At 58.7% G+C, this 25,740-nt stretch carries 20 protein-coding genes; 13 read left to right on the top strand and 7 right to left on the bottom strand.

Translation table 11 applies throughout. The annotated features are described in order from the left end of the window. The first annotated feature begins 1,071 nt into the window (after positions 1-1,071). Genes UB31_RS22295 through UB31_RS43040 form a run of 5 tightly spaced genes read left to right on the top strand, consistent with a single transcriptional unit; the run spans position 1,072 to position 5,552 of the window. A complete protein-coding gene (locus tag UB31_RS22295) occupies positions 1,072-2,787 on the top strand; it encodes a GspE/PulE family protein (RefSeq protein ID WP_045012418.1) in 1,716 nt (571 codons plus the stop codon). 51 nt (positions 2,788-2,838) lie between these two features. Next, positions 2,839-4,062, top strand: coding sequence for a type II secretion system F family protein (locus UB31_RS22290; protein ID WP_045012417.1), 1,224 nt, complete (start codon positions 2,839-2,841; stop codon positions 4,060-4,062). A gap of 2 nt (positions 4,063-4,064) precedes the next feature. Further along, positions 4,065-4,517 carry a GspH/FimT family pseudopilin gene (locus tag UB31_RS43045; RefSeq protein ID WP_045012416.1) on the top strand — a complete coding sequence of 151 codons (453 nt, stop codon included), beginning with the start codon at positions 4,065-4,067 and terminating at the stop codon, positions 4,515-4,517. Then, positions 4,492-4,908 carry a type IV pilus modification PilV family protein gene (locus tag UB31_RS40585; protein ID WP_082078590.1) on the top strand — a complete coding sequence of 139 codons (417 nt, stop codon included), beginning with the start codon at positions 4,492-4,494 and terminating at the stop codon, positions 4,906-4,908. Before UB31_RS43045 ends, UB31_RS40585 begins: the two co-directional genes overlap by 26 nt. Then, positions 4,905-5,552: a prepilin-type N-terminal cleavage/methylation domain-containing protein gene (locus tag UB31_RS43040; protein WP_045012415.1), complete on the top strand. Its 648-nt coding sequence runs from the start codon at positions 4,905-4,907 to the stop codon at positions 5,550-5,552. The genes UB31_RS40585 and UB31_RS43040 overlap by 4 nt, the downstream gene beginning before the upstream one ends. A gap of 28 nt (positions 5,553-5,580) precedes the next feature. Here UB31_RS43040 and UB31_RS22275 read toward each other — a convergent pair whose 3' ends face one another. The 7 genes from UB31_RS22275 to UB31_RS22245 form a co-directional block, all read right to left on the bottom strand. Continuing rightward, positions 5,581-6,354 (bottom strand): prepilin peptidase, encoded by a 774-nt coding sequence (locus tag UB31_RS22275; RefSeq protein WP_045012414.1) that lies wholly within the window; start codon positions 6,352-6,354, stop codon positions 5,581-5,583. 28 nt (positions 6,355-6,382) lie between these two features. Beyond that, complete coding sequence (gene gspG / locus UB31_RS22270; protein WP_197090844.1) at positions 6,383-6,877, bottom strand: type II secretion system major pseudopilin GspG; 495 nt, start codon at positions 6,875-6,877, stop codon at positions 6,383-6,385. Further along, positions 6,877-7,947, bottom strand: coding sequence for a cytochrome-c peroxidase (locus UB31_RS22265; RefSeq protein ID WP_082078589.1), 1,071 nt, complete (start codon positions 7,945-7,947; stop codon positions 6,877-6,879). The genes gspG and UB31_RS22265 overlap by 1 nt, the downstream gene beginning before the upstream one ends. Continuing rightward, a complete protein-coding gene (locus UB31_RS39940; protein ID WP_197090843.1) occupies positions 7,938-8,825 on the bottom strand; it encodes a type II secretion system protein GspK in 888 nt (295 codons plus the stop codon). The genes UB31_RS22265 and UB31_RS39940 overlap by 10 nt, the downstream gene beginning before the upstream one ends. Next, positions 8,764-10,977 carry a type II secretion system secretin GspD gene (gene gspD, locus UB31_RS22255; RefSeq protein WP_045012413.1) on the bottom strand — a complete coding sequence of 738 codons (2,214 nt, stop codon included), beginning with the start codon at positions 10,975-10,977 and terminating at the stop codon, positions 8,764-8,766. Before gspD ends, UB31_RS39940 begins: the two co-directional genes overlap by 62 nt. A gap of 554 nt (positions 10,978-11,531) precedes the next feature. Next, positions 11,532-12,113, bottom strand: a complete 582-nt coding sequence (gspM, locus tag UB31_RS40580) for a type II secretion system protein GspM (RefSeq protein WP_082078587.1) — start codon at positions 12,111-12,113, stop codon at positions 11,532-11,534. Continuing rightward, entirely contained in the window at positions 12,110-13,168 is a 1,059-nt protein-coding gene (locus UB31_RS22245) for a PilN domain-containing protein (protein WP_156175493.1), read from the bottom strand. Before UB31_RS22245 ends, gspM begins: the two co-directional genes overlap by 4 nt. A 732-nt stretch (positions 13,169-13,900) precedes the next feature. Between UB31_RS22245 and UB31_RS22240 the strand changes: the two genes are divergently transcribed. The 8 genes from UB31_RS22240 (at position 13,901) to tnpC (ending at position 25,727) form a co-directional block, all read left to right on the top strand. Next, entirely contained in the window at positions 13,901-16,993 is a 3,093-nt protein-coding gene (locus UB31_RS22240; RefSeq protein ID WP_082078586.1) for an IPT/TIG domain-containing protein, read from the top strand. Positions 16,994-17,043: 50 nt separating this feature from the next. After that, the gene (locus tag UB31_RS22235; protein WP_210168182.1) at positions 17,044-17,952 is read left to right on the top strand and encodes a carboxypeptidase-like regulatory domain-containing protein; all 909 of its coding nucleotides are present in this window, start codon (positions 17,044-17,046) and stop codon (positions 17,950-17,952) included. 26 nt (positions 17,953-17,978) lie between these two features. Then, positions 17,979-22,046 carry an RHS repeat-associated core domain-containing protein gene (locus UB31_RS22230; RefSeq protein WP_197090841.1) on the top strand — a complete coding sequence of 1,356 codons (4,068 nt, stop codon included), beginning with the start codon at positions 17,979-17,981 and terminating at the stop codon, positions 22,044-22,046. Between the two features lie 13 nt (positions 22,047-22,059). Beyond that, complete coding sequence (locus UB31_RS40575; RefSeq protein WP_082078585.1) at positions 22,060-22,407, top strand: ClpX C4-type zinc finger protein; 348 nt, start codon at positions 22,060-22,062, stop codon at positions 22,405-22,407. A gap of 186 nt (positions 22,408-22,593) precedes the next feature. Continuing rightward, positions 22,594-22,869 carry a hypothetical protein gene (locus UB31_RS41585; RefSeq protein WP_156175492.1) on the top strand — a complete coding sequence of 92 codons (276 nt, stop codon included), beginning with the start codon at positions 22,594-22,596 and terminating at the stop codon, positions 22,867-22,869. A 445-nt stretch (positions 22,870-23,314) separates the two neighbouring features. Beyond that, positions 23,315-23,773, top strand: coding sequence for an IS66-like element accessory protein TnpA (gene tnpA, locus UB31_RS22225; RefSeq protein ID WP_045005335.1), 459 nt, complete (start codon positions 23,315-23,317; stop codon positions 23,771-23,773). After that, a complete protein-coding gene (gene tnpB, locus UB31_RS22220) occupies positions 23,770-24,126 on the top strand; it encodes an IS66 family insertion sequence element accessory protein TnpB (RefSeq protein WP_045004130.1) in 357 nt (118 codons plus the stop codon). The genes tnpA and tnpB overlap by 4 nt, the downstream gene beginning before the upstream one ends. Positions 24,127-24,248: 122 nt before the next feature. Further along, the gene (gene tnpC, locus UB31_RS22215) at positions 24,249-25,727 is read left to right on the top strand and encodes an IS66 family transposase (protein WP_045010987.1); all 1,479 of its coding nucleotides are present in this window, start codon (positions 24,249-24,251) and stop codon (positions 25,725-25,727) included. Positions 25,728-25,740 lie beyond the last annotated feature (13 nt).

The raw sequence follows: 25,740 nt of genomic DNA, 5'->3' as shown, positions 1-25,740 counted from the left end.
GATCAAGGGCGGCCTGTGCGAGTTTTTAATAGTAGCCGTCGTGGAGGGTTAAACTGGCTGGGCGGCTGCCTTATCTTCCTTCGGCGCCTGGGCGTCATTAGGTAGCCGGCGTTGAGCGCCTTGGCGATGGTGGGGGTCTGCCTGAGGTTCGCCAGCTACAGCATCGCCGGTCCGCCGGCTTCTCCGGTCTCGTCAAATTGAGACAGCCAGTCATTCCGACACAGAGAATACGTTCTGAAAGCTCAACGCAGGTCTAGCGGCCCGGTTGTCGGAATGGGCATTGTTTTTCTTGGCAAATCATACGTTTCTTAATCAGCGGGTCCCAGGTTCGAGCCCTGGTGCGCCCACCATATAATCAAGACCTTAGCAAGAGAAACCGTCTGAGACCGACGGACTAAAACGGTTTTTCAAACGGTGTTTTTGGCGGCCAGCCGGGGAGTCCACTCTCGGCGTTGTGATCTACTCTGTCCGTCTCGACGGAGGCCAAGGCGACTCGAAGGCCGTCCGGCAGAACCGCTTCCTTGATGTTGTATGTAGATCAGAGCCGCCCGACATAGCCGGCATTTTTCCACTTCTGTTCAATGTCATCGGCGACGCATTGGGGCAGCTGCGCAGCGCCTCCGCCGAAATAGTGCTTGAAGTCGATCTTGGCTCACATTAGGCAACGAGCCTATGTCGCTTTCCTTCGGACCGCCTCTCGTCCGACCTAGCATCATGCAGGCTTCGGAGCAGCTTCGCATCCGTCTGCCCATCCGGATCATGCGATCGTTGGCATCCAACATGGTCTTCAGTGACGTAGGCAATTGCGAGTTTTCGGACGGCTGCGCCTTTAGCGAGCTTTTTGGCGGCCGCCGCCCAGATTTCCTTGCCAAGGAGTACTCGGTTCACTGCGTCCTCGTTGGGGCCATCGGATAGGTCGAGCCGCTTCAGGGAAAGCTTCCCGTTCACCGCCGCAATCCGCGTGAACTCTGTGGTTTCGCAAGCGACGATGAGGGCAGGCTGATCTATCAATGGTTGCAGACTTGTACTAATTCAGCTAAGAGACATGCATTCAGTTCTCTGTGAGAAGCGATGTCAACTACCGAAGCAGATCGACGGTCAATCGATCCAATTTCGATATTGGTCGATGCTGGACATCTGAATCAGGAATCGCTTTCACGGGCGCGTCGATTGTCCGCCGAAACCGGTGAGACAATTTCATTCGCTTTGACTCGTCTTGGACTCGTCACCGAACATGAGATGGCGGACGCCTTTTCCAAGGCGCTCGATTTGCCGCGTATCGATTCAGAATCGTTGCCAAGCGAGAAGTTGCCCTACGGCGGCTTGAGCCCGGAGTTCCTGCGACACACTCGTGCATTACCCTTCGCCAAAGAGGCGGACGGTGAGTTGGCTCTCGCTATGGCAAACCCGTCGGACGACGCTACCGCTGAGGCGGTCTCGTTATTCGTTGGGAGACCCGTACACCGGTACGTTGCGTTGCCGACAGACATCGATACGGCGCTCGACCGGCTTTTTTCGGTTAGTCAGGCTGATGTGGCAGATGAAATCCACGCAAATATTGACGATGATTTTGCCGGATCTGGCATTGAAACGTCGGACCTCGACCGTTTACGCGAGGCTGCTAGCGACGCCCCGGTGATACGGCTCGTGAACAATCTCCTCGGACGCTCCGTTGATGAGAGAGGTTCTGATCTTCATCTTGAGCCAACCTCTGATGGCCTGACCGTACGACTACGTGTGGATGGCCGGCTTCGATTGTTGAACCCTGCGGTCCCCCTGCGGCTGCGCGACGCTGTCGTAAGCCGAGTAAAGCTGATGGCCGGCCTAGACATCGCTGAACGGAGGTTACCGCAAGATGGGCGGATAGCTCACGCCGTTCGCGGGCAAGAGATCGATTTTCGCGTCGCAACGACCCCCACATCCCACGGCGAAAGCGTCGTGATCCGCGTTCTGGACCGAGCTCAGGTTCAGCTTGATTTCAATGCGCTGGGCTTTGATGAGTGGGCAATGGCGGAATTAGCGCCTTTGCTCCGTGCGCCGCACGGAATGATCCTTGTCACAGGACCGACTGGAAGCGGCAAGACCACTTCGCTCTATGCCGCTCTTTCCTTGCTTAACACATCCGATCGCAAGCTAATGACAATTGAGGATCCCGTCGAGTATCAGCTCGCCGGGGTTCAACAAGTCCAGGTGCAGCCGGGAATTGGGCTTAATTTTGCTCGCGCATTACGTTCGTTCTTGCGACACAATCCCAATGTGGTCATGGTCGGCGAAATCCGCGACCTGGAGACCGCACAGATCGCGGTTCAAGTTGCTCTTACAGGGCATTTGGTGCTCTCGACCCTGCATACAAATGATGCAGCTACGGGCGTCACTCGTTTGCTGGACATGGGAGTCGAGGACTATCTGATCGCCTCGACCTGCAACGCCATTCTCGCTCAGCGTCTCGTGCGGACTTTGTGTCCAGACTGCCGGGTACCTTATGAGGCGAGCTCAAGCTATTTGAGCCGCTTGGGTGTTCCCGGTGACAAGCCGATGTCTCTGTTCCAGCCAGGCGGCTGTACTTCATGTGGCGGCAGCGGCTACCGAGGTCGCACGACCATCTTGGAAATCCTATCTCTAACTGACGCGGTCCGTGAAATGGTCTTGAAACGAGCGTCGGCCACTGACATTGCGCGCGTTGCTGTCAACCAGGGAATGCGGACGATGCAGGCTCATGGCATGGAAAAAGCTCTGGCGGGACAAACAACTGTTGAGGAAGTGCTCGCTGCGACGCGAGCCACTTGAGCACACAGGCGTGTTGATATTAGGGTTGGCTACCGGTACGTGTAGGGCACAATGGCCCATTTCCAATACAAGGCTGTTGCGCCGGATGGTTCCGTCGCGCGAGGGCAAGTTGAGGCGACCGATCGAGATGCGGCCGCGGCGCGATTGCAGTCGCAAGGCCACCTGCCACTAACTCTTGAGCTTTTTCAACCTGCGACTGGTCTGCGGGCTCTGCTCTCGCAGGAAATTGGCGGCGCCAGGCGGCGCGGACCCAAACTTGCCGCGGATCTGGTGGGCCGTCTTGCTCTTTTGCTCGACGCTGGCGTCGCTCTTGAAGCCGCACTGTCGCTGCTGGCAGGTTCCGAGGGGCGGACCGCAATCAAGGACCTTGCTGCAGACCTTCTGAGGCGGCTTCGCGGAGGGGCAGGTCTTTCAGATGCCATGGGGGCACACGGCGACACCTTTCCGCCTCTGGTTGTTGCCATGGTCCGAGCTGGCGAAGCAAGTGGCGCCCTGGCTTCGACCCTCGGCCGCCTTGCGGATCAACTCACGCGGGCAGAAGCCGTGCGGCAGTCTATCCGTTCTGCCCTGATTTATCCGGCCGTGCTGCTGGCGACGGCGGCCGGATCGGTTTTGTTGGTGTTACTCGTGGTCCTTCCACAGCTCGAGCCCGTCTTTGCCGAAGCTGGAGGAAGGTTGCCACTACTGACACGTATGGCGTTTGCTGCGAGCATCTCGCTCAGGCAGTTTTGGTGGGTGGGCGTCGCACTTATTGGTCTCTCCCTCGTGATCGGCCGACATTTCCTAGCCGACCCAAGCATTCGTGCTCGAATGGATGCTCTGCTACTGCGAGTTCCAGTGCTGGGACTGACGATCCGACGGGCGGAAGCAGCGCGCTTTTCTCGAGTGCTTGGGACGCTGATTGGCGGGGGAATAACTCTGGCGCCCTCCTTAATACTTGCGCGCCCCGTGCTCGCCAATCGGAGCATTATCAACGCGATTGAGCGTGTAATCGGAGCTGTCAGGGGAGGTAGCGGCCTCGTGGGACCGCTCGCGCAGGCCAACATATTTCCTGAACTTGCGGTGCAGATGATCAGGATTGGCGAGACAACGGGACGCCTCGATTCAATATTGCTCCGCTTAGCGGACCTTCTGGATTCCGAAGTTCAGCGTACGCTTGACCGTGCACTCGCTCTACTTGTTCCGATCCTAACGATCGGTCTCGGCGGCCTCGTAGCCGGAATTATCGCTTCCGTGATGCTAGCTGTGCTTGGCATCAACGATCTCCTGCACTGAAGATGTGCAAGGCTATCTCCCAAAGGACCGATATCGGCTTCACTCTTCTCGAGTTGTTAGTGGTTCTGGCGATCCTTGGAGGGTTGACCGCGATAGCTCTTCCGAAGCTGAAGTTGAACGAAGGCGCGCGATTGCGGGCAAGCGCGCACGCACTCGTTGTGGATTTGCGCCTCAGCCGGAATGATGCCATTCGGCGAGGACGGATTACTGCGCTAGCGACGGATGAAAGCGGGTACCGGCTGCTACCCGAGGGGCATCGGAGAGCGCTGCCGAGTGGGATATCGCTCACACTCGTGTCGCCTGACGACAAACTTGTCTCGGCTGCCACTGGCGAAGTGAAATTTTTTCCCGACGGGAGCGCGACCGGAGGAAGGCTTGCCCTGCAACAGGGGAACGCTGCCGCTATCTATATCGGCGTGCGAGGGTTCGATGGAAGGGTTCGACAGGATGATTGAGTGTTCTGGAAAGGATCGCGGGTTCACGCTTCTGGAGGTTCTGATCGCCCTCGTTATTCTCATCACCGGGCTCGCCGCATATTACGTCGCCTTTGGCGGCGGGTTGTTGGCTGGCACTTCCACCGAGCGGGCATCACGGACGGCGCATGCGGCGGAAAATCTGGTCGCATCATTGGGCCGCTCGATTGCGCTCGACGGCTCCTCCTTAAGTGGAGACTTGCGAGATGGACAGCACTGGGATCTTCATCTCGAACCATTCGATCCAATCGAGGCAGATGGGCCCCAGCCTCCACTCGGAGCTCATATCGTCACGTTGGACGTTGTTCCGGCGGATGGTCGCGGGGAAGTGCTGCATCTTCAGACATTGCTGATCGGTCCAAGGTCACGATGAATCCCACTCAGGCTCCTCGCGACGCAGGCTTGACGCTGGTCGAACTCCTAGTTGTGCTCGCGCTCATGGGCATGATGGGAGTCTTGGCTGCATCTGGTTTGCGCGCGGCATCTGTCAGTTGGCAGCGAACATTGTTGCGCAACAGTGAGAGCGAAGAGCTCTTTGCAATAGAAAAACAGATGAGGCAACTCGTATCGAGAGCCTCGTCGGAGAAGCTCGGCAGTTGGTCTCACGGAATGGTACGATTTGAAGGAACGCGAGATCACGTCAACTTTCTCGCGCCGCTGGCTCCGCGCTTCGGTGCTCAAGACATCGTAGCCTACACGATTGGCTTCACGGGGGACAGTAGGCTCAGCATTGTCTGGCAGCTGGATCGCGGATCACTCTCTGGTCAGAAAAGTCTTGCGTCGGCTCCGTTGGAGGAAACTCTTGAGGGAGCAGAAGATGGAGCGTTCGCGTACTTTGGTGCGACCGATAGCGACCAACCCCGATGGCGAGACAGTTGGCAGGCCCAGCAACGATTACCTCAACTCGTGCGAATGCGCTTTAATTGGCGCGGGCAATCTGAGGAGCTGATTATCGCGCCTCTAACGACCGCCGGGCCGTGTTCAATCCTCCGTTCAGACTTGCCATGTTCGAACTAAAGGGGGCCAGGAGCCCCACTCCGTCATCTCAATCAAGCTGCGGAAGGAGCAAAGGACCGTAGACGTACGTCAGCCAGATCGCTGCCGATAGAAACGGCCCAAAGGGGATAGTTGTACGTCGGTCAATTGCTTGACCTTTGATCTGGCCAAGCATGGTCGCTAAAATCCCGAGAAGGGCTGCGAGAAGAATAACGTCAGGTAATACGCTCCATCCAAGCCATGCGCCAGCTGCAGCCATGAGCTTTGCGTCACCTGCGCCGAGTCCCTCGCGGCCGCGGATGGCCCGATACGCCATCGCAATCCCGCGAAAGCAGGTGTAACCGAGGAAAATCCCGATTAGGCTCGCAGGCAGTTTTTCGGGTGCGAGCACGCCCTGCATAACTACGCCAGCGATGAGAAGTGGCAGAGTCAGTGCGTCCGGCAGACGGAGATGCTCTGCGTCGATCCAAGACAGAATAAGGAGTGCCCAGCCGAGGATGCAGGCGGCCCATAGCCAAACGGGCGTGCTGTCGACGACAGCCGCCCAGCAAGCGATGGCTACGCAGGACAGTTCGACCGCGGGATGAAAGGCAGATATTGACGCACCGCACATAGCGCATCGGCCCCGTAGCACCAAATAGCTGACGATAGGCACGAGACACAGAGGTGAGAGGCTGCAATTGCAGGCGTCGCAGTGCGAGCGCGACCAGAAGAGATCGCGCCGTGTCGGGAGTCTGCGTATGACCACGCCGGCAAAGCTTCCGGCGAGCGGTGAAAGGCAGACCGCAGCGGGCCACGAAAAAAGCTGAAGTGCCTGCGGCATGAATGTGCAGCCTGCGAGGAATTAGTTGTTATGAGGCGTTGCAAATTAGCTCCGGACTACTGTTGCCAGTGTCCCCGGAGTCCCCTTTTGAACACAGATCGTAGTCCCGCCCGGGACGCTGGGAGGGGCTTCGATAGATGTATGGACGACCCCAGGCATCCAGCGGGACGGCATCCCCCTTAACGTAGGGGCCGTTCCATCTTTGTGCGGCGGTAGGGCGTATTATGAGAGCCTGCAATCCTTGCTCCGTCGTCGGAAAGCCGCCGACGTCCAGTTTGTAGATCTCAAGAATCGAACCCAGCCGCTCTATTGATTGTTGGGCGATGGAAACGCGCGCCCCCCCGAGCTGCCGAAGAGCTACCGGCGCAACCAGCCCGACTAGAAGGCCCAGGATTGCAATGACCACCAGAAGCTCCAATAGCGTGAAGCCATCGTCGGCGACTGTGGCGGCGTTGGCCTTTCCACTGACGGATCCACGCTGTTTCATCTTGCCGACAAACGTAAGAGCAATGCCGACTAGCATTATCTGGTCCCCTCTGTGCTGGAGCTTACCGAAGCACTCTCAGTGCTGATCAGGTTCTCTGGTGTCAAAGCGCCGAGAAATGCGACCACGGCGCTAATCTCATCATCGCTCAGGTAGAGAGGACCCAGCCGGCCATCCTTGACCGATGCTCTAGCAATGCCGCTGTTGTATCGCTCGACGGCTGCCCGTAGAGACATAATGCTCCCATCATGCATGAGGTATCGGCGGAGCGCGACGCCCCGAAGACTCGGGGTTTTGAAGGCTGCGAAGTCGGCCTGATTGCCGGTGATCGCAGCGCGACCGACATCGGGACACGAACTCGCTCCGCATCCGACGCCGGTTGCGTGAAAACGTCCGTCCGTAAAAGGTGCCTCTGCTCCCGCAATGAGATGGCAACCCGAGCAATGCGCTTTGTGCGTAAAGAGCCGAAAGCCGAGTATCTCTTGAGGCGTCAGAGCCTGCTCTTCGCGGTGAATATAGTACCGATCAAAGCGGGATTCTCTAGGCACGAGGGACGCGACGTAGGCCGCAAGCGAGTCTAGGATCAGATCGCGGTCGAGTTTGGCTCCCCCAAGCTCGGCAACCAGTTTGTTCGTGGTGTCGTCGAAACTGAGGCGCTGTAGTGCAACGGGCCAATTGATCGCCATCTCGGGCGATTCAAGAGGGATCGCCGCCTGGCTACGCAGATCGGCAGCTCTTCCATCCCACATGAGAGCTTTCGTCTTCGCCAACCCAAGAAGCGACGGCGCGTGTCTGGCGCTCGTGAAGCCAGCGACGCCCACGGCAAGAGGTCGATCTCCCGAAAAGCCCAAGGCTGGAATGTGGCAGTGCTGGCACGACACGGAGCCATCGCCGGACAATGATGGTGCGCGAAACAAGTGCTTGCCCAACGACACCAAAGCCTCAGAAGGGATGACCGCCGGCGTACCTGACGTGGATATCTCCACGTTTACCCAAATTGCGAGGCTGAGACCGAGAATGAACGGGAGCACCGGCTTTAGTCGTCCGCTTGCTTTCCAAGCAGAAATCATCGCCCATACGACATGGATTGGGGCTCCCCTTATTGCCATGTGAGGACTCGATAGGGTTCATTCCGGTCGCCCGAAAGCTGGATGGAGGCGGAGCGTCTCACGGTTACGTCCGAGAGCTCAGCAATGGAGACAATCGTCAGGACGTCTCCGACGGTAGCCATTCGATTGGTTCCGGCTGCGTTACCGTTCTGCTTGGCGGCCAGCTGAGCCGAGGCGAAGTTATCGTTCTCTGCGGCAAGAACACGGAGAAGAGCGTCCTTCGCGACGCTTAGATCGACTGTTCCGCTGCTGGACCACACGGTCATGAAGGGAGCTATCGCAGCCTGGAGCGCATCGTTCATTCCAATGACGAGACGCAGTTCGTCAACGGATCGAAACGGCGCAAACCGCGGACCGTACGTGCGGCCGGCCTCCGTGTACAAAGCCAGGACAGGCTCGACAGGTGAATTCCGCAGGGGAGAGCGCCAAACCTCGATCTGCCGAGCAATGAACTCGGCCTCATCGTTCGACAAGCCCTGCGCTTGGAATATCGAGCGGAGCTGTTGGAGCGAGGCAGCATTCAGATCGAGTTTTCCGGCCTCGCTTTCACAGCTGAGAAGGACATGCTCGCCGAGAAAATCGATCTCGCGGGATGAGCCGTCAAGTGGGAGCCGTAACGGATCGCGCGGATCAAGCAGCGAGAGAATAACGCGATTGATGGCGCCGTCCGCGAGCATACGACCTCTGAGTTGAAGCACCTCGGTATTCGCAATTGCTTTGCCCGCCCGGGCCTCGAGCAGGAAGCTGCTGGCAAGGACCGATAGCAAGAGCAGAGCCCAAAGCACGAGAACGAGTGCAAAGCCTCTATCTCGATGTTCAGGGGCGTCGCGGCGCGCGAAAGCTGTCATGGAGCATTGGGAGTTTTGCACTAAGTTCATCTGTCGCCGCCTCGGCCGAGGCGGCATTGCGAATGACATGAGGCTGAATTAGGACCAGAAGCTCAGTTCGGTCGGTCCGATCGTCGCTCGTTCCGAAGAGCGGTCCAACGCCGGGAACGTCCTTGAGCCAAGGGAGACCGGTCCGATCGCGCGCACGGCTGTCCTTGATCAGTCCTCCGATGGCCACGGTTTGACCGTCCTCGACAACTACAGAGGTGGCAACGCGGCGCTGCTGAATCGTCGGGCTGTTCAGCGTGGATGTAGTGGTCGGAACGCTCTGGCTGACCTCTTGCGCGATGTCCATCAGCACCCTGCCATTACGATTCACGCGAGGGGTGACACGAAGGATGATGCCCGTGTCGTACATTTGGATCGAGTTAACGGTCGGTGCGTTAGGTGTAATGTTGCTTACTGACGACGAGGTGGCGATAGGAACCTGATCTCCGACCTGGAGAGATGCGGTTCGATTATTCAAGACCATCAGCTTCGGCGCGGAGATCACGCGGACCGTCGTATAGTTGGACAGAAAGTCTAATGTTGCCTTGATATCACTGCGGAGGAGGGCGGCTGAGAGACCACCGGTACTTGGACCCAACGCCGTAGCGGCGACCGCCGAGCTCAAAGCCGAGAAGGCACCCTTCTCCAGGGACACTTGGACGCCATATCGGAAGCCATCGTTGAGATCGACTTCGGCGATTGAGGCTTCCAGCATGACCTGCAACGGAGCGGCATCGAGCCTGACCAACGCAGATTCGACTTGAGCGTATCGCTCCGGCGTCGTCATGATCAGAAGGGCGTTGTTGGGTTCGTCGGCGGTGATCCGTAGGTCGGTCAATGCAGTACTTGCATCGTTCCCTGGGCCGTCCGGCGTGGACATCGTGGTTGAACCAATTGGTGTGATGAGTGACGCCGGTACCGCGCCAGAGCCTCCGCCGGATGAGTTAGCAAGTGGTGAGTTGAGACCCGACGCGTTCGGCATGCTTGGCTGCGGGGAATCGGTCGCAGGGGAAATGTCGTCGGTCGTCGGGGCGGAAGGCGAACTCGTAGCAGCTGAAGTGTTGCCGCCCCGGGATTGCGATAGAGCCTTCGTCAACACGCTCGCTAGATCCCGCGCCCGCCCATTCTGGACGTAGTAGACAAATAGCCGGGGCTTCAAGACGTTGCGGCCGCGATCGAAGCGCTCGACCCAGGTACGCATCTCCTCTACGTGGGCGTAATTCTTTGAAACGACCAGAATGGCATTGAGATGTGCAATAGGAACGATCCGTACGGCTCCGGCTAGCGGTCCCTGCTTTCCTATGACGCTATTGAGGCCTTCCGCGACACTGGCGGCCGAGGAGTAGCGCAAAGGAAATAGTCCGAAGGATTGACTGCGTAGCCAATTGACGTCGAACATTGCTATCGCACGCTCAGCTCGATCAACATCACTCGCAGTGCCTGCCAGCGTGATCAGGCTGGCGTTAGATGCCGCCGCTGGAATCACCGTCCCGGGCGGCACGAGGGGGTCGAGGACGCGCTGAACATCGGGCGCGGTAACGTAGCGCAAGGGAACGAGCCTAACCTGGTACCCAGGACCGAGTGAGTTTCCGGCGACACCGATTGCGCCGCGTTGCGCTGCACTTGCGATTGGCACCACTTGATAGCCAGAGGAGCCAGGAACGAGGGCTGCACCAGCCAATTTGAGAGCTTCCTCAAATGCTGGCAGAACAGCTGCACGCGAAAGAGGTTTGGCCGTGCGCAGTGAGATCGTGCCTTGGATCACTGGATCAACGACGTAGTTGATCCCAAGCATGTCGGTTAGGACGGTTTTGAGAACATCACGAATATCGACGTTGTCGAAATTGAGCACATACTCGCCGTTCTTGATTGTTGAGGTCGGAACGTCTGGGGTGATGGCCGGTAGGTCGTTGGTGCCATGCACCAGGATAGGCGAGCCGCCAGCGGCGCTGGCGTCTGCCGAAGAGAGAGGAGCTCTCGCCTGTGGCGTCGCATTCATCGACGATCGAAAGGGACGAAAAGGACCGGGGCTGGTGTCATCCAGTGCCTGATCCGGAATGGACGGGCCAAACGTCTGGCATGCGCCGAGCACGGCCAAGAGAGGAAGCCCGATGAGCAGCCGCGGGAGAAAACGTTTTTGACGACCAAACCTCATCGATCATTGCCTTCTGCGCACGAGCGCCCCTGGAGCGGCTGTACGCGCGATCTGAGCAGGCGAGGTTTGGTGAGTGGGAAATGACAATTCGAGATAGGCGTCCTTGTAGCGAAATTGTGCAAGGTCGGGCTCGATCCGCCTGAGCTCCCAGCCGTCTATCGAGCCGCCTTCGATCACGGTGACACTCTTGCCGCTACTCATCCGAACGACGGCGGATTTAACGTTGGGCGAGATGATGATCCCAAGAAGCGTCGCGGCTAATGGTGGCGGAGGTGGTGCCGGAGCCGCCGCTTGAGCCTGCGGCTCGGCCGCGGTCAGCTTCGGAGGTGTTGGCCTTCTCGTTTGTGAAAACAGAGGGCGCTCTACGACAGCTTCAAAGTTTGAGGTCAAGTTCCGTGAGGGCATTTGCGGCAGGAGCGCCGCGCTCGCCCTTGGCGGCAAGGTCGAGGCTGGCGTCTCGGTATTGGCTGAGACAGCCCATCCCAAGGTGATGGCGCCAAAGCCGCCTGCAAGAGTGAATACAGCGACGCGTATCGGTGCGGTCCAAGCCACTATCATTTGGCGCCGCCCGTCCGCCTTGAATAAGAGACAAGCCGCAGGTTGATGGTCAGGGTGGGTTGCCCGTCTGTGGCCGTTGATGTCGCACCGGTCTCAGGCACTTGTGCAAATAGTCGCTCCACCACAACAATCGGTTCCGCGCCGGCTACTGCTCGCAGTAGCTTGCTCAACTCGGCAGGGGATGCGGTTAGGTCGAGGTCAAGACCGATACGATCAAAGCCCTTTTCTACTGCGGCTTGCAGGCCTTTGCTGTTGCGCAAGAGTGCGCCACTGCCCGAAACCAGTCCTCGAAGCGAGTTCTGCATCTCGGCTGCTGCGAGTGCCGGCGATGTTGATGCAAAGAAATATCGGCCCGTATCGCTCCTTCCTTGGAGCTCATCGAGTTGTGCTTGGATAGCGGGCAAGCTAGCCTCGAGACGGTGATATCGAGCCAACAACTCGTTCGAACTCGCAATGGTCTCGCGATCTACGGCGACTTGTCGCAAGAGAGGCGCGGCTGCAAAGGCGCCAACAGCCCAACACAGATTTGCGAGGAGTCCCAATGCTATCAGTCGACCTGCAAGCGGCGAGAGCGTCATTGGCCTGACCCGTACCGCACGCGCAACTCAAACCTCGCCGGACCGCCTGCAATGCCCTGGACGACCGGCGACGTCAGTTCGGGCGTGGAAAATGGCGGTCGCGCCAGCTGCTGCAGTAGTGCAGGGAGATCGGACGAGAGACCGGACATGATGGCATTGTCTGCACGAATTTCGAGACGAAACACCCAGGATGTGTCCGGTATCTGACGACTGAGCCCATCAAGGACTTCCAAAGAGTGCGGGCCGCGCAGTCGATCCGGCAAGAAGCTCTCTGATGAGATGAGCGTGTCCAGTTTTGTTTGGGAGTCGGACGCCTTTGCGGCAATCTTCGCGGCAAGAGCTACTTGGTTCCGCGCCTTTTCGGCAAGGAGATGGAGCCGAAAGGCCGCCAGAAAAGGCGCGCTGATCAGCAGACAAGCGCCGACAACGATTGCCCATCTCGTCAAAGACTGGGTTTGGGGCGTGACGTTTGCGCCAATCTGCGGGAGATAATCAAAAGCCGGTTGCGATGTATCGCCCTCGACGAATATCGCCGTAGGTTGGAGGCCATAGGAGCTGATGCTTTCAAGGGCACGCTTGAGCGCTTCGCGTGGTGTCACGGCAATTTCGGCGCGAATGGTCTTCTTCAGGCGGTCCTGCGCCAATGTCCGTGCAACGTAGTGGACTTCGCCTGGTTTGAACGGCGTTACACGCCCAATTTGGAACGAAGCCGTTTCATGCAGGGTGGCTTTGGCCGCGATTGGGAGCTCGATAACGCGACGCAGGACCATTGCGGCAGGTAGCAGCAGCGCGACGGGGTCAGGCGTTGATTGCCTGACGTCCTCTGGGCAAGGTAGCAATTTCCAACTTCCGGTCCGAAAATTGCTGTCGGTGATTTCGACTTGCTCGCCATGCACTCGGACATAGCGTTTATCGTGCCGCGCCGAGAGTTTAAGCCGGATTGAAGATGGAATCGACTGGACGAGCTCGTTGATCCACCAGCGGATAGCAGCGCTTAGGACCCCGCAAACACGAACACCAAGCTCAAATCCAACAATGTCGACGACTTGTTTCATCACTGCCGTACGCAGAGAGCACTACGTATAGTAGTGAATTGATTTCATTCGGTTGTCAAAGAGAGAATAAAGCGCATCGGTATAATGCTCGGAATGATTGCCGTGACCGCGAGGGGCGAAATCGAAGATGATGCGCGATAAGGCGTTAGTTATTGAGCTTAAGCTGTTTATGTGGCGTCGGGAGACGGCTGTGGAAAACGCTGTCGCGCGACGAGTTCCACTCGCGCGATGGAAAGATTATGAGACCAGAAAATGTCGGCGCCATCCTCATCGTCAGGCCAGGAAGATGCGGATATCGTCGATATCCTCGGGAATTTTAGGCAAAAAAGCGGTTCAACTAAGTGCCTTGGCCTTACGCCCCTCCGATCGCCTGTGAGGTGCGGCAAGAGCGTCTCGACTGTTCGATCGACAAAGAGGCGTCAACGGCAAATTTTTTTTGACTGATATCGGCGAGGTGTAATCGGGTTCCACGGTTCGCGTGCGCACGGCTGCCATTGCTTTGCTCTCAAGCATTTAGCTGTAGATGTGTTCAGAGAACAAACTATACGACGTAAGGTAGTGAACAAGTTTTTTGAGTTAGTGAGCCTCGCTGCGTTAAGAAATGGACTTGCAACCTGTGCGAGATTTGTGTCTCACTGAGCGCGGGACAGGAATTCTACTCCATCCTTCTGGAATCTGGCTTCGCCGCTCCGCGTCTGGAGGGCGTGTGCCTTGTCGCGCTGGTGGTGCCGTATGCAATCATTTGCAGTTGTTCGCCGGATTTTGGCGTCCTATGTGCCCGGTTCTCTCCCCGAGATCCCAGAGTTCACCCCACCCAAGTCAAAACGAAACAAGTTAGCGTTAGAGGCAATTGCCGTTCTTGTCTCGGCAGTTGCGATCTGGTTTGGCGGTTGCGCCGCCGTGCGGGCGGACAGCGCGCAATACTATTACGATCCCGCTGGCAGATTGACCGTGGTGGTCGATCCGGCAAATGGCAGTGCGCAGTACAACTACGACGCTGTCGGCAACATCCTTTCGGTGGTGCGCAAGCCGATAACCGATCTCGTCGTAGCGCAGGCATCCCCGAGCCGCGGGCGCGCCGGCGACGTAGTCACGATCTTCGGTACGGGATTCGGATCTCTGGCTGATACAACCGTGTCATTCAACGGTGTTTCGGCATCTCCGACAGCCGTCAGCGCGACTCAAATTACGGTCGCCGTGCCGTCTGGGGCAACGACAGGGCCGGTGTCCGTGACCTCGCCGGCCGGTAGCGCGACCTCGACCGCCAGCTTTACGATTCCAACTTTGGGCACGCCGACGATTGCGTCGGTGTCCCCCACTCAGGTGAAGCCAGGGGATACGATCACGATAACCGGGACGAACTTCGACTCGGTCGTTGGCAACAACAAGGTCCTCGTAAATGGGCGGTACGCCCAGGTGAGTTCTGCGAATGCGACCACGCTGACCGCAGTGGTTCCTATTGTGTCGTCCGGCATCGTAACGGTTGTCACGCCGGAAGGCACGGGCGCGTCCAGCAGCTATCTTACGGTAACGCCGGTGCCGTATGCCCCGAGCAATATCGGATCGGTGGTTGCATCGTCGATTGGAAATTCGGTGACGCTCAACATCGCAACAGCGGGTCAGTTCGGGCTGATCCAGTTCGACGCGACTGCAGGGCGACGGCTCGCGGCTCAAGTGACAGCATCGTCGTTCGGAAACGGGGTGCAGATTTTGGGGCCGGACGCATCGGTGCTTGGATCAACCACATCGTCGACTGGATCGTTCGCGGACACTGCCATAATAGCCCAAACCGGGACGTATTCAGTGTTCATCGCACCAGGAGGTAATTCACCTACGGGGTCGATAACTATTAAACTCGTCGACGTGCCGCCGGATCTGGCTGGCACCATAACTGCGGGCGGTAGTCCGGTGTCGCTAACGACGACGGGGGCCGGGCAGAACGCAAGCCTTACCTTTACTGGAGTTGCCAACGAGAGGGTCAGCCTGACTACCCAAGCAGGCGGTTGTAGTTGGACCGTGACCGTTTTGACGCCGGACAAACGGGGACAGATTTATTACAACGCATTCTGCGGCTCGGGGACGCTGTTCACGGATGTCTTGGTGTTACCGGTGGCAGGAACGTACACAATCCTGTTCGATCAGTCTGGTCCGACCACTGGTACAGCCACGTTCAGTCTGTATGACGTTCCGCAGGATTTGACCGCAACTCTAACTGCCGGCGGCGGCACCGTTCCGATGACAACGACCGCGCCTGGTCAGAATATGAGCCTGACGTTCAGCGGGACGGTCAACCAATCGATCAGCCTTACCACACAGGCCAGCGGTTTCTCTTGCTGGGACATGAAAGTGTTTCAGCCGGATGGAGTAACCCAATTCTATTCGACCTCATACTGTGGCGGCGGGACGTTCTTCACGGATGTTCTCATATTGCCTGCGTCGGGGACGTACTCGATCCTGATCAATCCAGGTAGCTTCCAAACCGGTACGCTTCAATTCACGCTATACAACGTGCCGCCAGATGCGACTGGGACTTTGACGGCCGGTGGCAGCGCGGTGCCGGTGACAACGACGGCTCCCGGCCAGAACATGACTCTCACGTTCAGTGGGACAGCTAACCAACGCATCAACCTGACGACCCAAAACAGTGGCTTTTCCTGTTGGGATATGAAGGTGCTGCAGCCGGATGGAACGACCCAGTTCTATTCCACGTCATATTGTGGCGGCGGTACATTCTTCACGGACGTTCTGGTACTGCCGCTGTCCGGAACGTACACGATCAAGATCAATCCCGGCAGCTTCCAAACAGGTACGCTCACGCTTACGTTGTTCAATGTTCCCCCGGATGCGTCCGGAACGATCACGCCGGGCGGCAGTGCGGTGTCACTGACGACAACGGTGCCCGGCCAGAACATGAGCCTAACGTTCACCGGTGCAGCGAACCAGCGAGTGAGCCTACTGTTGCAGCAAAACGGTTTTTCTTGCTGGAACACGTATGTACTGCAGCCTGATGGCACTACGCAGGTTTACGCTAGACAGGATTGCGGCTCGGGTAACTTCTTCAGCGACATTTTGGTGCTACCCGTCGCAGGCACTTACACCATTCAAGTTAATCCAGGAGGCGTGAACACAGGCACGATTACGTTCAATCTGTACGATGTGCCGGCGGATGTCAGTGCGACGATTACACCAGGCGGCGGCACTGTATCGTTGACGACGACAGCGCCTGGCCAGAATATGAGCATGACATTTGCTGGCACAGCCAATCAACGCGTCAGTCTGTTGATGACACTGACTAGCGGGCTCGTGACGGGCTGTTCACCTCTAACGATTGTGCAGCCGAATGGTACAACGCAGTTGTTTTCCAACAACTGTGCGAACTACGCGTCATTCTTTACGGATGTGTTGGTTCTACCTGTCACTGGCGCGTACACAATTCTATTCAATCCAAACAGTCTGGGGGTCGGCACAGGAACGTTCACGCTGTACGACGTTCCGCCGGACACGACCGGAGCGACAAGTGTCGGGCAGGCGGCGGCCAACTATGATGTAACGGTCCCGGGCCAGGCGATTCAGGTGACCTTCGCGGGCGCCGCGAGCCAGAGCGTTACAGTGACGGTTGGAAGGGTAAGCAGCACGCCCTCGGGGGCTTGCTTCAACATCACGACGAAGAAGCCAGATGGGAGCTCGCTGCGCGGAGACGGCACCTGCAATAATGGGTATTCGAGCGGCTCGCTGACCTTGCCGACGGCTGGGACCTATACGGTCGTCGTTGATCCCACGAGCACATCGATCGGTACCTTCAGCGTTGGGGTGAGCACGCCATGATCGTAATCAGAGCGAATGCGGTTGTTGCTTCAAGAATGAAGCGCGTTTTGTTGACAGCGATCGCGATGCTGAGCGTTGCGAGCGTCACTTGGGCCGACCCGGTGCCCCCGGGCGACAACAAACCCGATGCTCCATTGCAGGGACCGGATGGCGTTACGTCGCTCTCGGGTCAGGTCGTGGATCTCGATGGGCGAGGGCTGCCTGGTGTGGAGCTGAGCGCGGTGGGCGCGAAGGCGACGTCTGACGCAGGCGGGCGGTTCCTCCTCACTTATGTCAAGCCCGGAGCAAGCGTGCTTCACATCGATGGTCGGCACGCCGGAGCCAAACGCGATGCCGACTACGGCTTCTATCAAGCGCGCGTGGAGGCAAAGCCGGGGCAAACGAACGTGCTGCCCTACAAGAGCTGGCTGCCGCTCATCGATCACAGTCATGATGTGACGTTGAGCGTGCCGACGCGCGGCGAGGTGGTTGTGCGCGCGCCGGGCATCCCCGATCTTGAGCTGCGCATCGATGCGGGTGTCGTGATCCGTGATGTCGATGGGCGCGAGGCGCGTCGCGTCGGGATCACGGCGGTACCCGCCGATCGGACGCCGGTACCTCTGCCGGCCAATGCGAACATCCCGACCTTCTTCATCATCCAGCCGGGCGCGGCATGTCTTTATGACGCCAAAGGCGGCATCGGCACGGCGAAGCTTGTGTTTCCGAATTTCGACAAGGAGTTGCCGAAGGCCCGCGCCACGCTGTGGCGTTATGAGCCTGATGGTAACGGCTGGGCTCCCTATGGCCAGGGGACCGTGAGCAGTGACGGTCGGCAGGTGATCCCGGATGCAGGTGTGGTGCTCACCGACTTTTCCAGTGCCGAATGCGATCCTCAGACCCGCACGCGACAGCCGCCGCCGAGCCGGATCACGCCTGATCAAATCCGAATGCAGAAGCAGATGCGAACGAAGCAGCAGTGAGTGAAGCTATGCAGATGAGCCGACCGATGACCTTTACAAGCTTGATGACCCTGTCGACGCGCGTGCTGCTGGCTGCCTTGATCGGTCTCGAACCGGGCCTGATGTCACTGGTGCAAGCTACGACCGTTCCTGCCGTGGAGCGAGTTGTCGAACCAACCCCACCAGCTCTGCCCGTTGCACCGACACCTGCTGCCGAGCTTTCCTGGCGCGATGCGCCCTCCGATCCCGCACCGGAAGGCAGCCCGGCGCTGCGCTTGGCCGCGGACGGTGTGACTGCGGTTGCGGGGCGCGTGTTAGCAACAAATGGAACGCCGTTGCAAGGTGTGATCTTGCGCATGGGTACGGTGCGCACTCAGACCGACGAACACGGCCTGTATCTTTTAGAGGGGGTCGGCCCGGGCGAAGCCGTTCTGGTGATCGATGGTCGCAAGGCCCGCAAGCCTAATGAATCGGCTGAGATCGATCACGGCATCCATGAGACGCGCGTGAAGGCGGAGGTTGGGCGGACCACAGCACTACCTTGGGTAAGCTGGCTGCCGCGCATCGATCATGAGCACGAGACGGTGCTCGGAGTGCCGTTGGCAGACGATGCCGTCGCTACGACGCCGCGCATTCCCGGATTGGAGCTGCGTATTCCGAAGGGCGCGGTGCTGACGGGAATTGACGGCGAAGCTGTCACCCGTGTCAGTCTGACGGCGATCCCCGTCAACCGTCCGCCATTTCCGCTGCCACGCCACGTCGAGGTGCCCATCTACTTCACGGCGCAGCCTGGCGGGGCCGTGATCAGCAGCACCGATGGTCAGTGGCTCGGGATGCAGGTCGTCTACCCCAATTATGGACACGAGCTCCCCAAGGCGCGTGGTGCATTCTGGCGTTACGAGCCAGATGGTCTCGGATGGTCGCCCTACGGTGCGGGATCGGTCACGGCCGACGGATGGCAGGTGGTGCCAGATCCGGAGACGCGCATCTATGCCCTCTCGGGCGCGATGTTCAGTCAGGGCGGTCCGCCGCCGCCGGCCTGCGTCAACACCCGAACCTGTCCACCGCCGCCGCCGCCGCCGCCCAAGACGAAGCCAGAACCGCCACCGCCAGGCTGCTGCGATCCTGTCGATCTTGCGTCGGGCCTCTTCGTACAATCGGATACCGATCTGTCGCTTGGCGGTGTGACGCCGTTGCAGCTGAGGCGGACCTACCGTCCGGGCGATTACAATCGGCGCGAGTTCGGTGTCGGCATATCGCTGCTCTATGGTACGAAGCTATATTCAGCCAACCAGTACCAGGAAGTGGATCTCGTCCTGCCGGATGGCGGATCGGTGCATTACACGCGGATCATTGACCCCAACAATCCGACTGACAATGGTTGGACGACAGCCCACTTCACGACCAACACGCCGGGTGCCTTCTATCAATCGAGGATCGACTGGAACGGCAATGGTTGGAACCTGATCCGGACTGACGGCATGTTGTACGTCTTCGGCGAAAACGCGCCGCTGCAGTACATCCAGGACCGATTTGGCAACAGGATCACCCTGACGCATTCCAACGGAATCTCCGGCAACATTACTCAAGTCAGTGGGTCCAACGGACGCTTCGTTCGCCTTAGCTACAACAGCAACAATTGTATCACGCAGGCCGTCGACAATATCGGTCGCACGGTCAGCTACGCCTACGATACCCTCAGCCGTCTTTCGACGGTGACCGACGCCAACGGCGGTGTCACGACCTACACATGGGACAGCTCGAACCGCATCCAATCGATCAAAGATGCCCGCGGCGTCACCTATCTGACGAACGCTTACGATGCGGCCGACCGGGTCGTCACGCAGACGCTCGCCGATGGCGGAACATACACGCTAGCCTACTCGATTCCGGCAAGCGGCGGTAGCTCCGGTCCGTACACCGTAACGGCGACGGACCCTCGGGGTAATCAGCGTATTTCGACGTTCAACAGCGCCGGCTATACGCTGACCGATACGTTCGCAGTCGGCACGCCGCAGCAATCGACTTGGACCTACGTACGAGACCCCGTCTCGAATCTGCCGACGTCGATTACCGATCCTCTCGGTCGGCGGACCGACCTCACCTTTGACGCCTCGGGCAATGTGTTGAATACGACGCGGCTTGCCGGCACATCAAACGCTGTCACAACAGTCAGCACTTACGACCCGGTATTCAACCAGCTCACCAGCACCACCGATCCGCTTGGGCACGTAACTACCTACCAGCGAAATGGTCTAGGATTGTTGACTGCGGTGACTGATGCAAACGGCAATAGCACGACTTTCACCTACAATTCCGCGGGCATCCCGTTGACCGCGACCGACACCCTTAATAATCGCACACAGTTTAATTATGGTTTGGATGGAGATCTCGTCTCCACCACTGACCCGCTTGGCCGTATAACGAAATACTCCACGGATGGTATTGGTCGGCCGGTCCGGACCACCGACTCCTCTGGAGGCCTGACGCAGACGACCCACGATCCGATCAATGGCGTTTCGCAAACAATTGATGGCAACGGAGGCGTCATCACTAATAGCTACACAGCTATTGGCCATCTCTCTGGCGTTACCGATGCGCGTGGAGGCGCGATTGCGTTCACATATGATTCCTTCGCACGGCTAGCAACGCAGGTCGATCCGCTTAACGCGGTATCGAGCGTCACGCAGCGGGATGCTTTAGGCAATGTAACGGCAACCAGTGACCGTAAAGGGCGGGCGACCGCGACAACCTACGACGCCCTGAATCGACCTGCGTCCGTAAGCTATGCGGATGGCAGCACGGTAGGGTTCACATGGGACCTCGGCGGCCGCTTGACACAGGTAAATGATAGCTTGGGCGGTACGGTGAGCCGAGTCTACGATGGTCTAGATCGCATCGCCAGTGAGACCACCCCACAGGGGACGGTCAGCTACACCTACGATGCAGGTGGACGTCGCCTGACTATGCAAGCGGGCAGCCAACCTCAGGTCTCCTATAGTTACGACAATGGCAACCGGCTGACGGCGATCACCCAAGGCAGCACTAGCGTCACATTCAGTTATGATGCAGTCAACAGGCGCACTGCGGCAACGTTGCCTGGCGGCATCAGCGCTACGTATACATGGGATGCCTCCTCGCAACTAACCGCAATCACCTACGTCAGTGGACCTACTACGTTGGGTACACTGACGTATGGCTACGATTTCGCAGGACGGACCGTGTCGCGCGGAGGAAGCCTTTTCCAATCAGTGTTGCCGTCTACTGTGACGAGCGCAGCCTATGACCTCGCGAACCGCCTGACGTCGCGCACAGTTGCCGGCGTTACCATCGCACCAACTTGGGACGCCGAAGGAAACCTGACGAATGACGGTGCCCGCAACTATGTATGGGATGCGCGAAATAGGCTAAAAAGTATCGATGGGGTCGCAACTTTTACCTACGACCCATTCAATCGCCGGCAGACAGCCACACGTGCTGGTGTTGCCACATCATTTCTTTACGACAGTTGGGATGTTGTGCAGGAGCAGCAGGGTGGAAATCCTAGTGCCGATCTGCTGATCGGGCTCGATCTTGACGAGCGACTGTCGCGTTCGGGCTCCACGTTCCTTACTGACGCCCTCGGTTCGACGATTGCACTCTCTAGCGCTGGTGCGGTCCAGACAAATTACGGCTACGACCCCTACGGAACGTTACAGGTAGTAGGTACCGCCTCCGACAACACCTTCCAGTTCACGGGGCGTGAAAACGACAATACTGGCCTGATCAATTTGCGGAATCGCTACTACAGTCCTGCATGGGGCCGTTTTGTATCCGAAGATCCAATCGGAATTTCAAGCGGCGAGGTCAACCTCTATCGATACGCCGTTAACAATCCCGTACAATTCGACGACCGCGCTGGGCTTTTCTCTGGTCCGGGGCCGTCGCCGGGACCGTCTCCAACGCCACCTACGCGGCCCACAGAACCTGTGGGCTTAGATTGCGCTGCAGCATATCGCGCTTGTGCGCTAAATTCGACGTCATCCTCTCGCGGATTGTGCGTGAGGACTTATCTTGTTTGTCGGAAGTATGGTCTTCCTACAATCTTCGGGCCCGGCATAGCTGGCCAAGACTGAAAAGCAGGACGCCATGAATGATCAGGATAAATTATTCGAGGCGCTCGCGCCAATTTGGGCAAATGCTCTTGAAGGACAGCGCTACAATGAAGCCATTCTAATCGGAGTGCTCAGTTTTTTGACGTTTCGAGAGGTAGGCCACGAGAAATTTGGGAAGGAGGCGCTGACGTGGCTGTCCATGGCGATCGAAAGAATCCAAGGCGGGGAACCCGATCACGATGACCCAATCTGCTCATTTTGCGGCAGAAACGAATCGAAGGACGATCTGGTTGCTGGCAATCAAGCGTTTATTTGTAGTTCCTGTTCCAGTACGGCGCGAGAGATATTTGAGGCCAGATCGAAACAACCTCCGCCGGGATGAACCCGGCTATCCGCCGTACGGAGATCGGCCTCCCGGGCGGCCGCAAAGTCCCTTATGATTGCAAGCGCGTTAATTGGATTACTATCTATCGGGTGCTGTGCAATGGCGAATGAGTCGAGTTCCGTACCACCGCTTGGTTTCGTGCTAGATCATCCCCCCTTGATACTAGGCAGTGACGAGCTATCGTTGAATGACGAGGCGTTTGTAAAAAAATGCCATGCCCATGCTGCGAAAACCATTGAAAGCTTGAGCCTTGAGTTGGCCAATCAACTGGTTACGCACAGCAACGATTGGGGCACCGTTTGGCGTGCAGATTTCAGATTTCCGCCTCAAGCGACACGGGAAGCCTCTTCAGCGATCAATCGAATGATGTGCTGGGAGCAAAATGAGAAGTTCTTTTTCTGGACATCCGTTGCACAGGATTTACCTAGCTTGCCTTCCGGGCCGGACAAAGCTCATTGATTTTCGTGCGATTTTGGATGACATGATGCGAAGGGCGCGGCGCCCTTGGGTCCGAGATCCAGCGGTGGTGCTAGGACCAATCGCTGAGCTCGCGCCCCATAGCCCCCCGAAGTACGTAGAAAAGATGCTTCGCATAGCGCCGGGAATTACGGTGATAAGGAACATAACTCTTCGTGCTGAACCGTCTCCCCCCGCGACTGCGAACCCGACTCCGCTCTCAAGTCCCTCAGCTACAACGCGATCGACAACATGCTGGACGTCGGCGCCTATGCCTATCCGGCGGCCAGCCGTTGCCGGATGCCGGTGAGCACCTGAGCGGGCTGAAACCGACCACCGGTTGACCACCGAAACCCCGGGAACAAGCGTAAGCGCTGTTCAGCGGCCACCTACCGGATGATGGGGTGATCTGCGAGTCTGCGGTTCGATTTGGACCGTTAGGCTTAGAATGGACACAGTGCATACTGCTATCACGGAGCCGGTACGGCGGCTTGAGGTCTTCACCGGCGCCGGCCGTCGGCGGAAGTGGAGCGACGAGGACAAGGCGCGGATCGTCGCGGAGATTGTGGCGAGCGGCGACTCGGTCTGTTCGGTAGCCCGACGGCATGGATTGTCACCGCAGCAGTTGTTTGGCTGGCGACGTCAGTTGCGAGAGGCAGCAGGCGGTCATTCCGAAATAGAAGAAGTGCAGTTTGTGCCGGCGGTGGTGGATGTCGCAGTGCCGGCGCCTGCTCTTGGCCGGGAGCGCAAAGTGGCGCGCTGCAAACCCAAACCGGATGTCCGAACTTGCCGTTGCGATGCCGGGATCATCGAGATCGAAGTCGACGGCATCACGATCCGGGCCGGTCGTGGTGCGGACACGGCAATGATTGCGTCGATCGTCCAGGCGCTGAAGGCGAGCCGGTGATCGGTCCGTCGGGTGCGGTCCGGGTGATGGTGGCGACCAAACCGGTGGACTTCCGCAAGGGGATGGAAGGGCTTGCGACCCTGGTGCGCGAGAGCATGGGGGCTGACCCATTCTCGGGAGCTGTCTATGTGTTCCGTGCCAAGCGGGCGGATCGGATCAAGCTGGTGTTCTGGGACGGAACGGGTCTGTGCCTGTTCGCCAAACGGCTTGAGGATGGGATCTTCCGCTGGCCGAAGATCGAGGACGGCGTGATGCGTCTGTCGGCGGCGCAATTGTCGGCGCTGTTGGAAGGGCTCGACTGGCGGCGTGTCCACGAGGTACGGGAGACGCCAGCGCCAACGCAAGCCGGATAGTTGTTGGCAGCGCTGCGGCGAAGTGAATCAGGGGCATCGAGCGCGTCGCCAGATGGCGGCGAATATGCTCTGAATTGCGTGTGAGCGACGCCCTGCCTGACGATCCCGAGACGCTGAAAGCGATGCTGCTTGCCGAGCGGTGCGAGAGCGAACGGCTGCGTCAGATCATCAAGGAATTGCAGCGGCATCGGTTCGGCCGGCGGGCAGAGACCTTGCCTGAAGATCAGATGCTGCTGGGCCTGGAAGATGTCGAGCAGGTCGCAGCGTACAGCGAGACGGCGCAGGACGTCAGCGCACCTGAAAGCCGTGAGGCTCGGGCTCGCAAGCGCCGGATCAACCGTGGCGCCTTGCCAGCGCACTTGCGGCGGATCGAGGTCGTCGTCGATATCGACAATAAGATCTGCTCCTGTTGCCAGGGCGAGTTGCACCGGATCGGCGAGGATAGAAGTGAGCGGCTGGACCTGGTCCCGGCGCAGTTCCGGATCCTCGTCACCCGGCGTCCCAAATACGCCTGCCGGGCTTGCGAGGACGGTGTCATGCAGGCGCCGGCCCCGGCCCGGCTGATCGAGGGTGGTCTGCCGACCGAGGCCACCGTCGCCCAGGTCCTGGTCTCCAAATATGCCGATCACCTGCCACTCTACCGGCAGGCGCAGATTTACGCCCGCCAGGGCATTGAGCTTGATCGTTCGACGCTGGCGGACTGGGTGGGACAGGCAGCCTTCCATCTGCGCCCGTTGCATGAGCGGCTCCTTGGCAAGCTCAGGCAGCGGCCAAAGCTGTTCGCCGACGAGACGACGATGCCGGTGCTCGATCCCGGCCGCGGGCGCACCAAGACCGGTCAGCTCTGGGCCTATGCGGCGGACGACCGGCCATGGGGCGGTGCCGATCCGCCGGGCGTCGCCTATGTCTATGCGCCCGACCGCAAGGCCGACCGACCGATCGCTCATCTGGCAGGCTTCAAGGGGATCCTGCAGGTCGACGGCTATGCCGGCTATGGCAGGCTCGCCGAGCGTGGCAACGTTCAGCTTGCATTCTGCTGGTCGCACATGCGGCGTAACTTCTACGAACTTGCCACCCCCGGTCCTGCGCCTATTGCGAGCGAGGCGCTCAAGCATATCGCCGAGTTCTATGCCATCGAGAAGGACATCCGCGGCCGCAGCGCCGAGGAACGTCGTCTCGTTCGACAACAGAAAAGCCGGCCGCTGGCGGAAGCCTTCGAGCTGTGGCTCCGCGCAAAGCTCGCGTTGATCAGCCAAAAGGGCAAGCTGGCAGACGCCATCCGTTATGCGCTCTCACGCTGGGATGGCCTGACGCGCTTCATCGATGATGGCCGTATCGAGCTCGACAATAACGCCGTCGAGCGCTCGATCCGTCCGATCACGTTGAACCGTAAAAATGCGCTGTTCGCAGGCTCCGACGGCGGTGCCGAGCACTGGGCCACCATCGCCTCCCTGGTCGAAACCTGTAAGCTGAACGACCTCGATCCGCTTGCCTACCTGACCGACGTCCTCACCAGGATCGTCAATGGTCATCCGAATAGCGAGATCGATCAGTTGCTTCCGTGGGCCTATTGCCGTCACGACCTCAGAGCTGTGGCCTGAAAACAGCGCTTAC

It is taken from the genome of Bradyrhizobium sp. LTSP849, from assembly GCF_000938255.1.
GTDB lineage: Bacteria > Pseudomonadota > Alphaproteobacteria > Rhizobiales > Xanthobacteraceae > Bradyrhizobium.
This window is presented reverse-complemented; position numbering and strand designations above follow the sequence as displayed.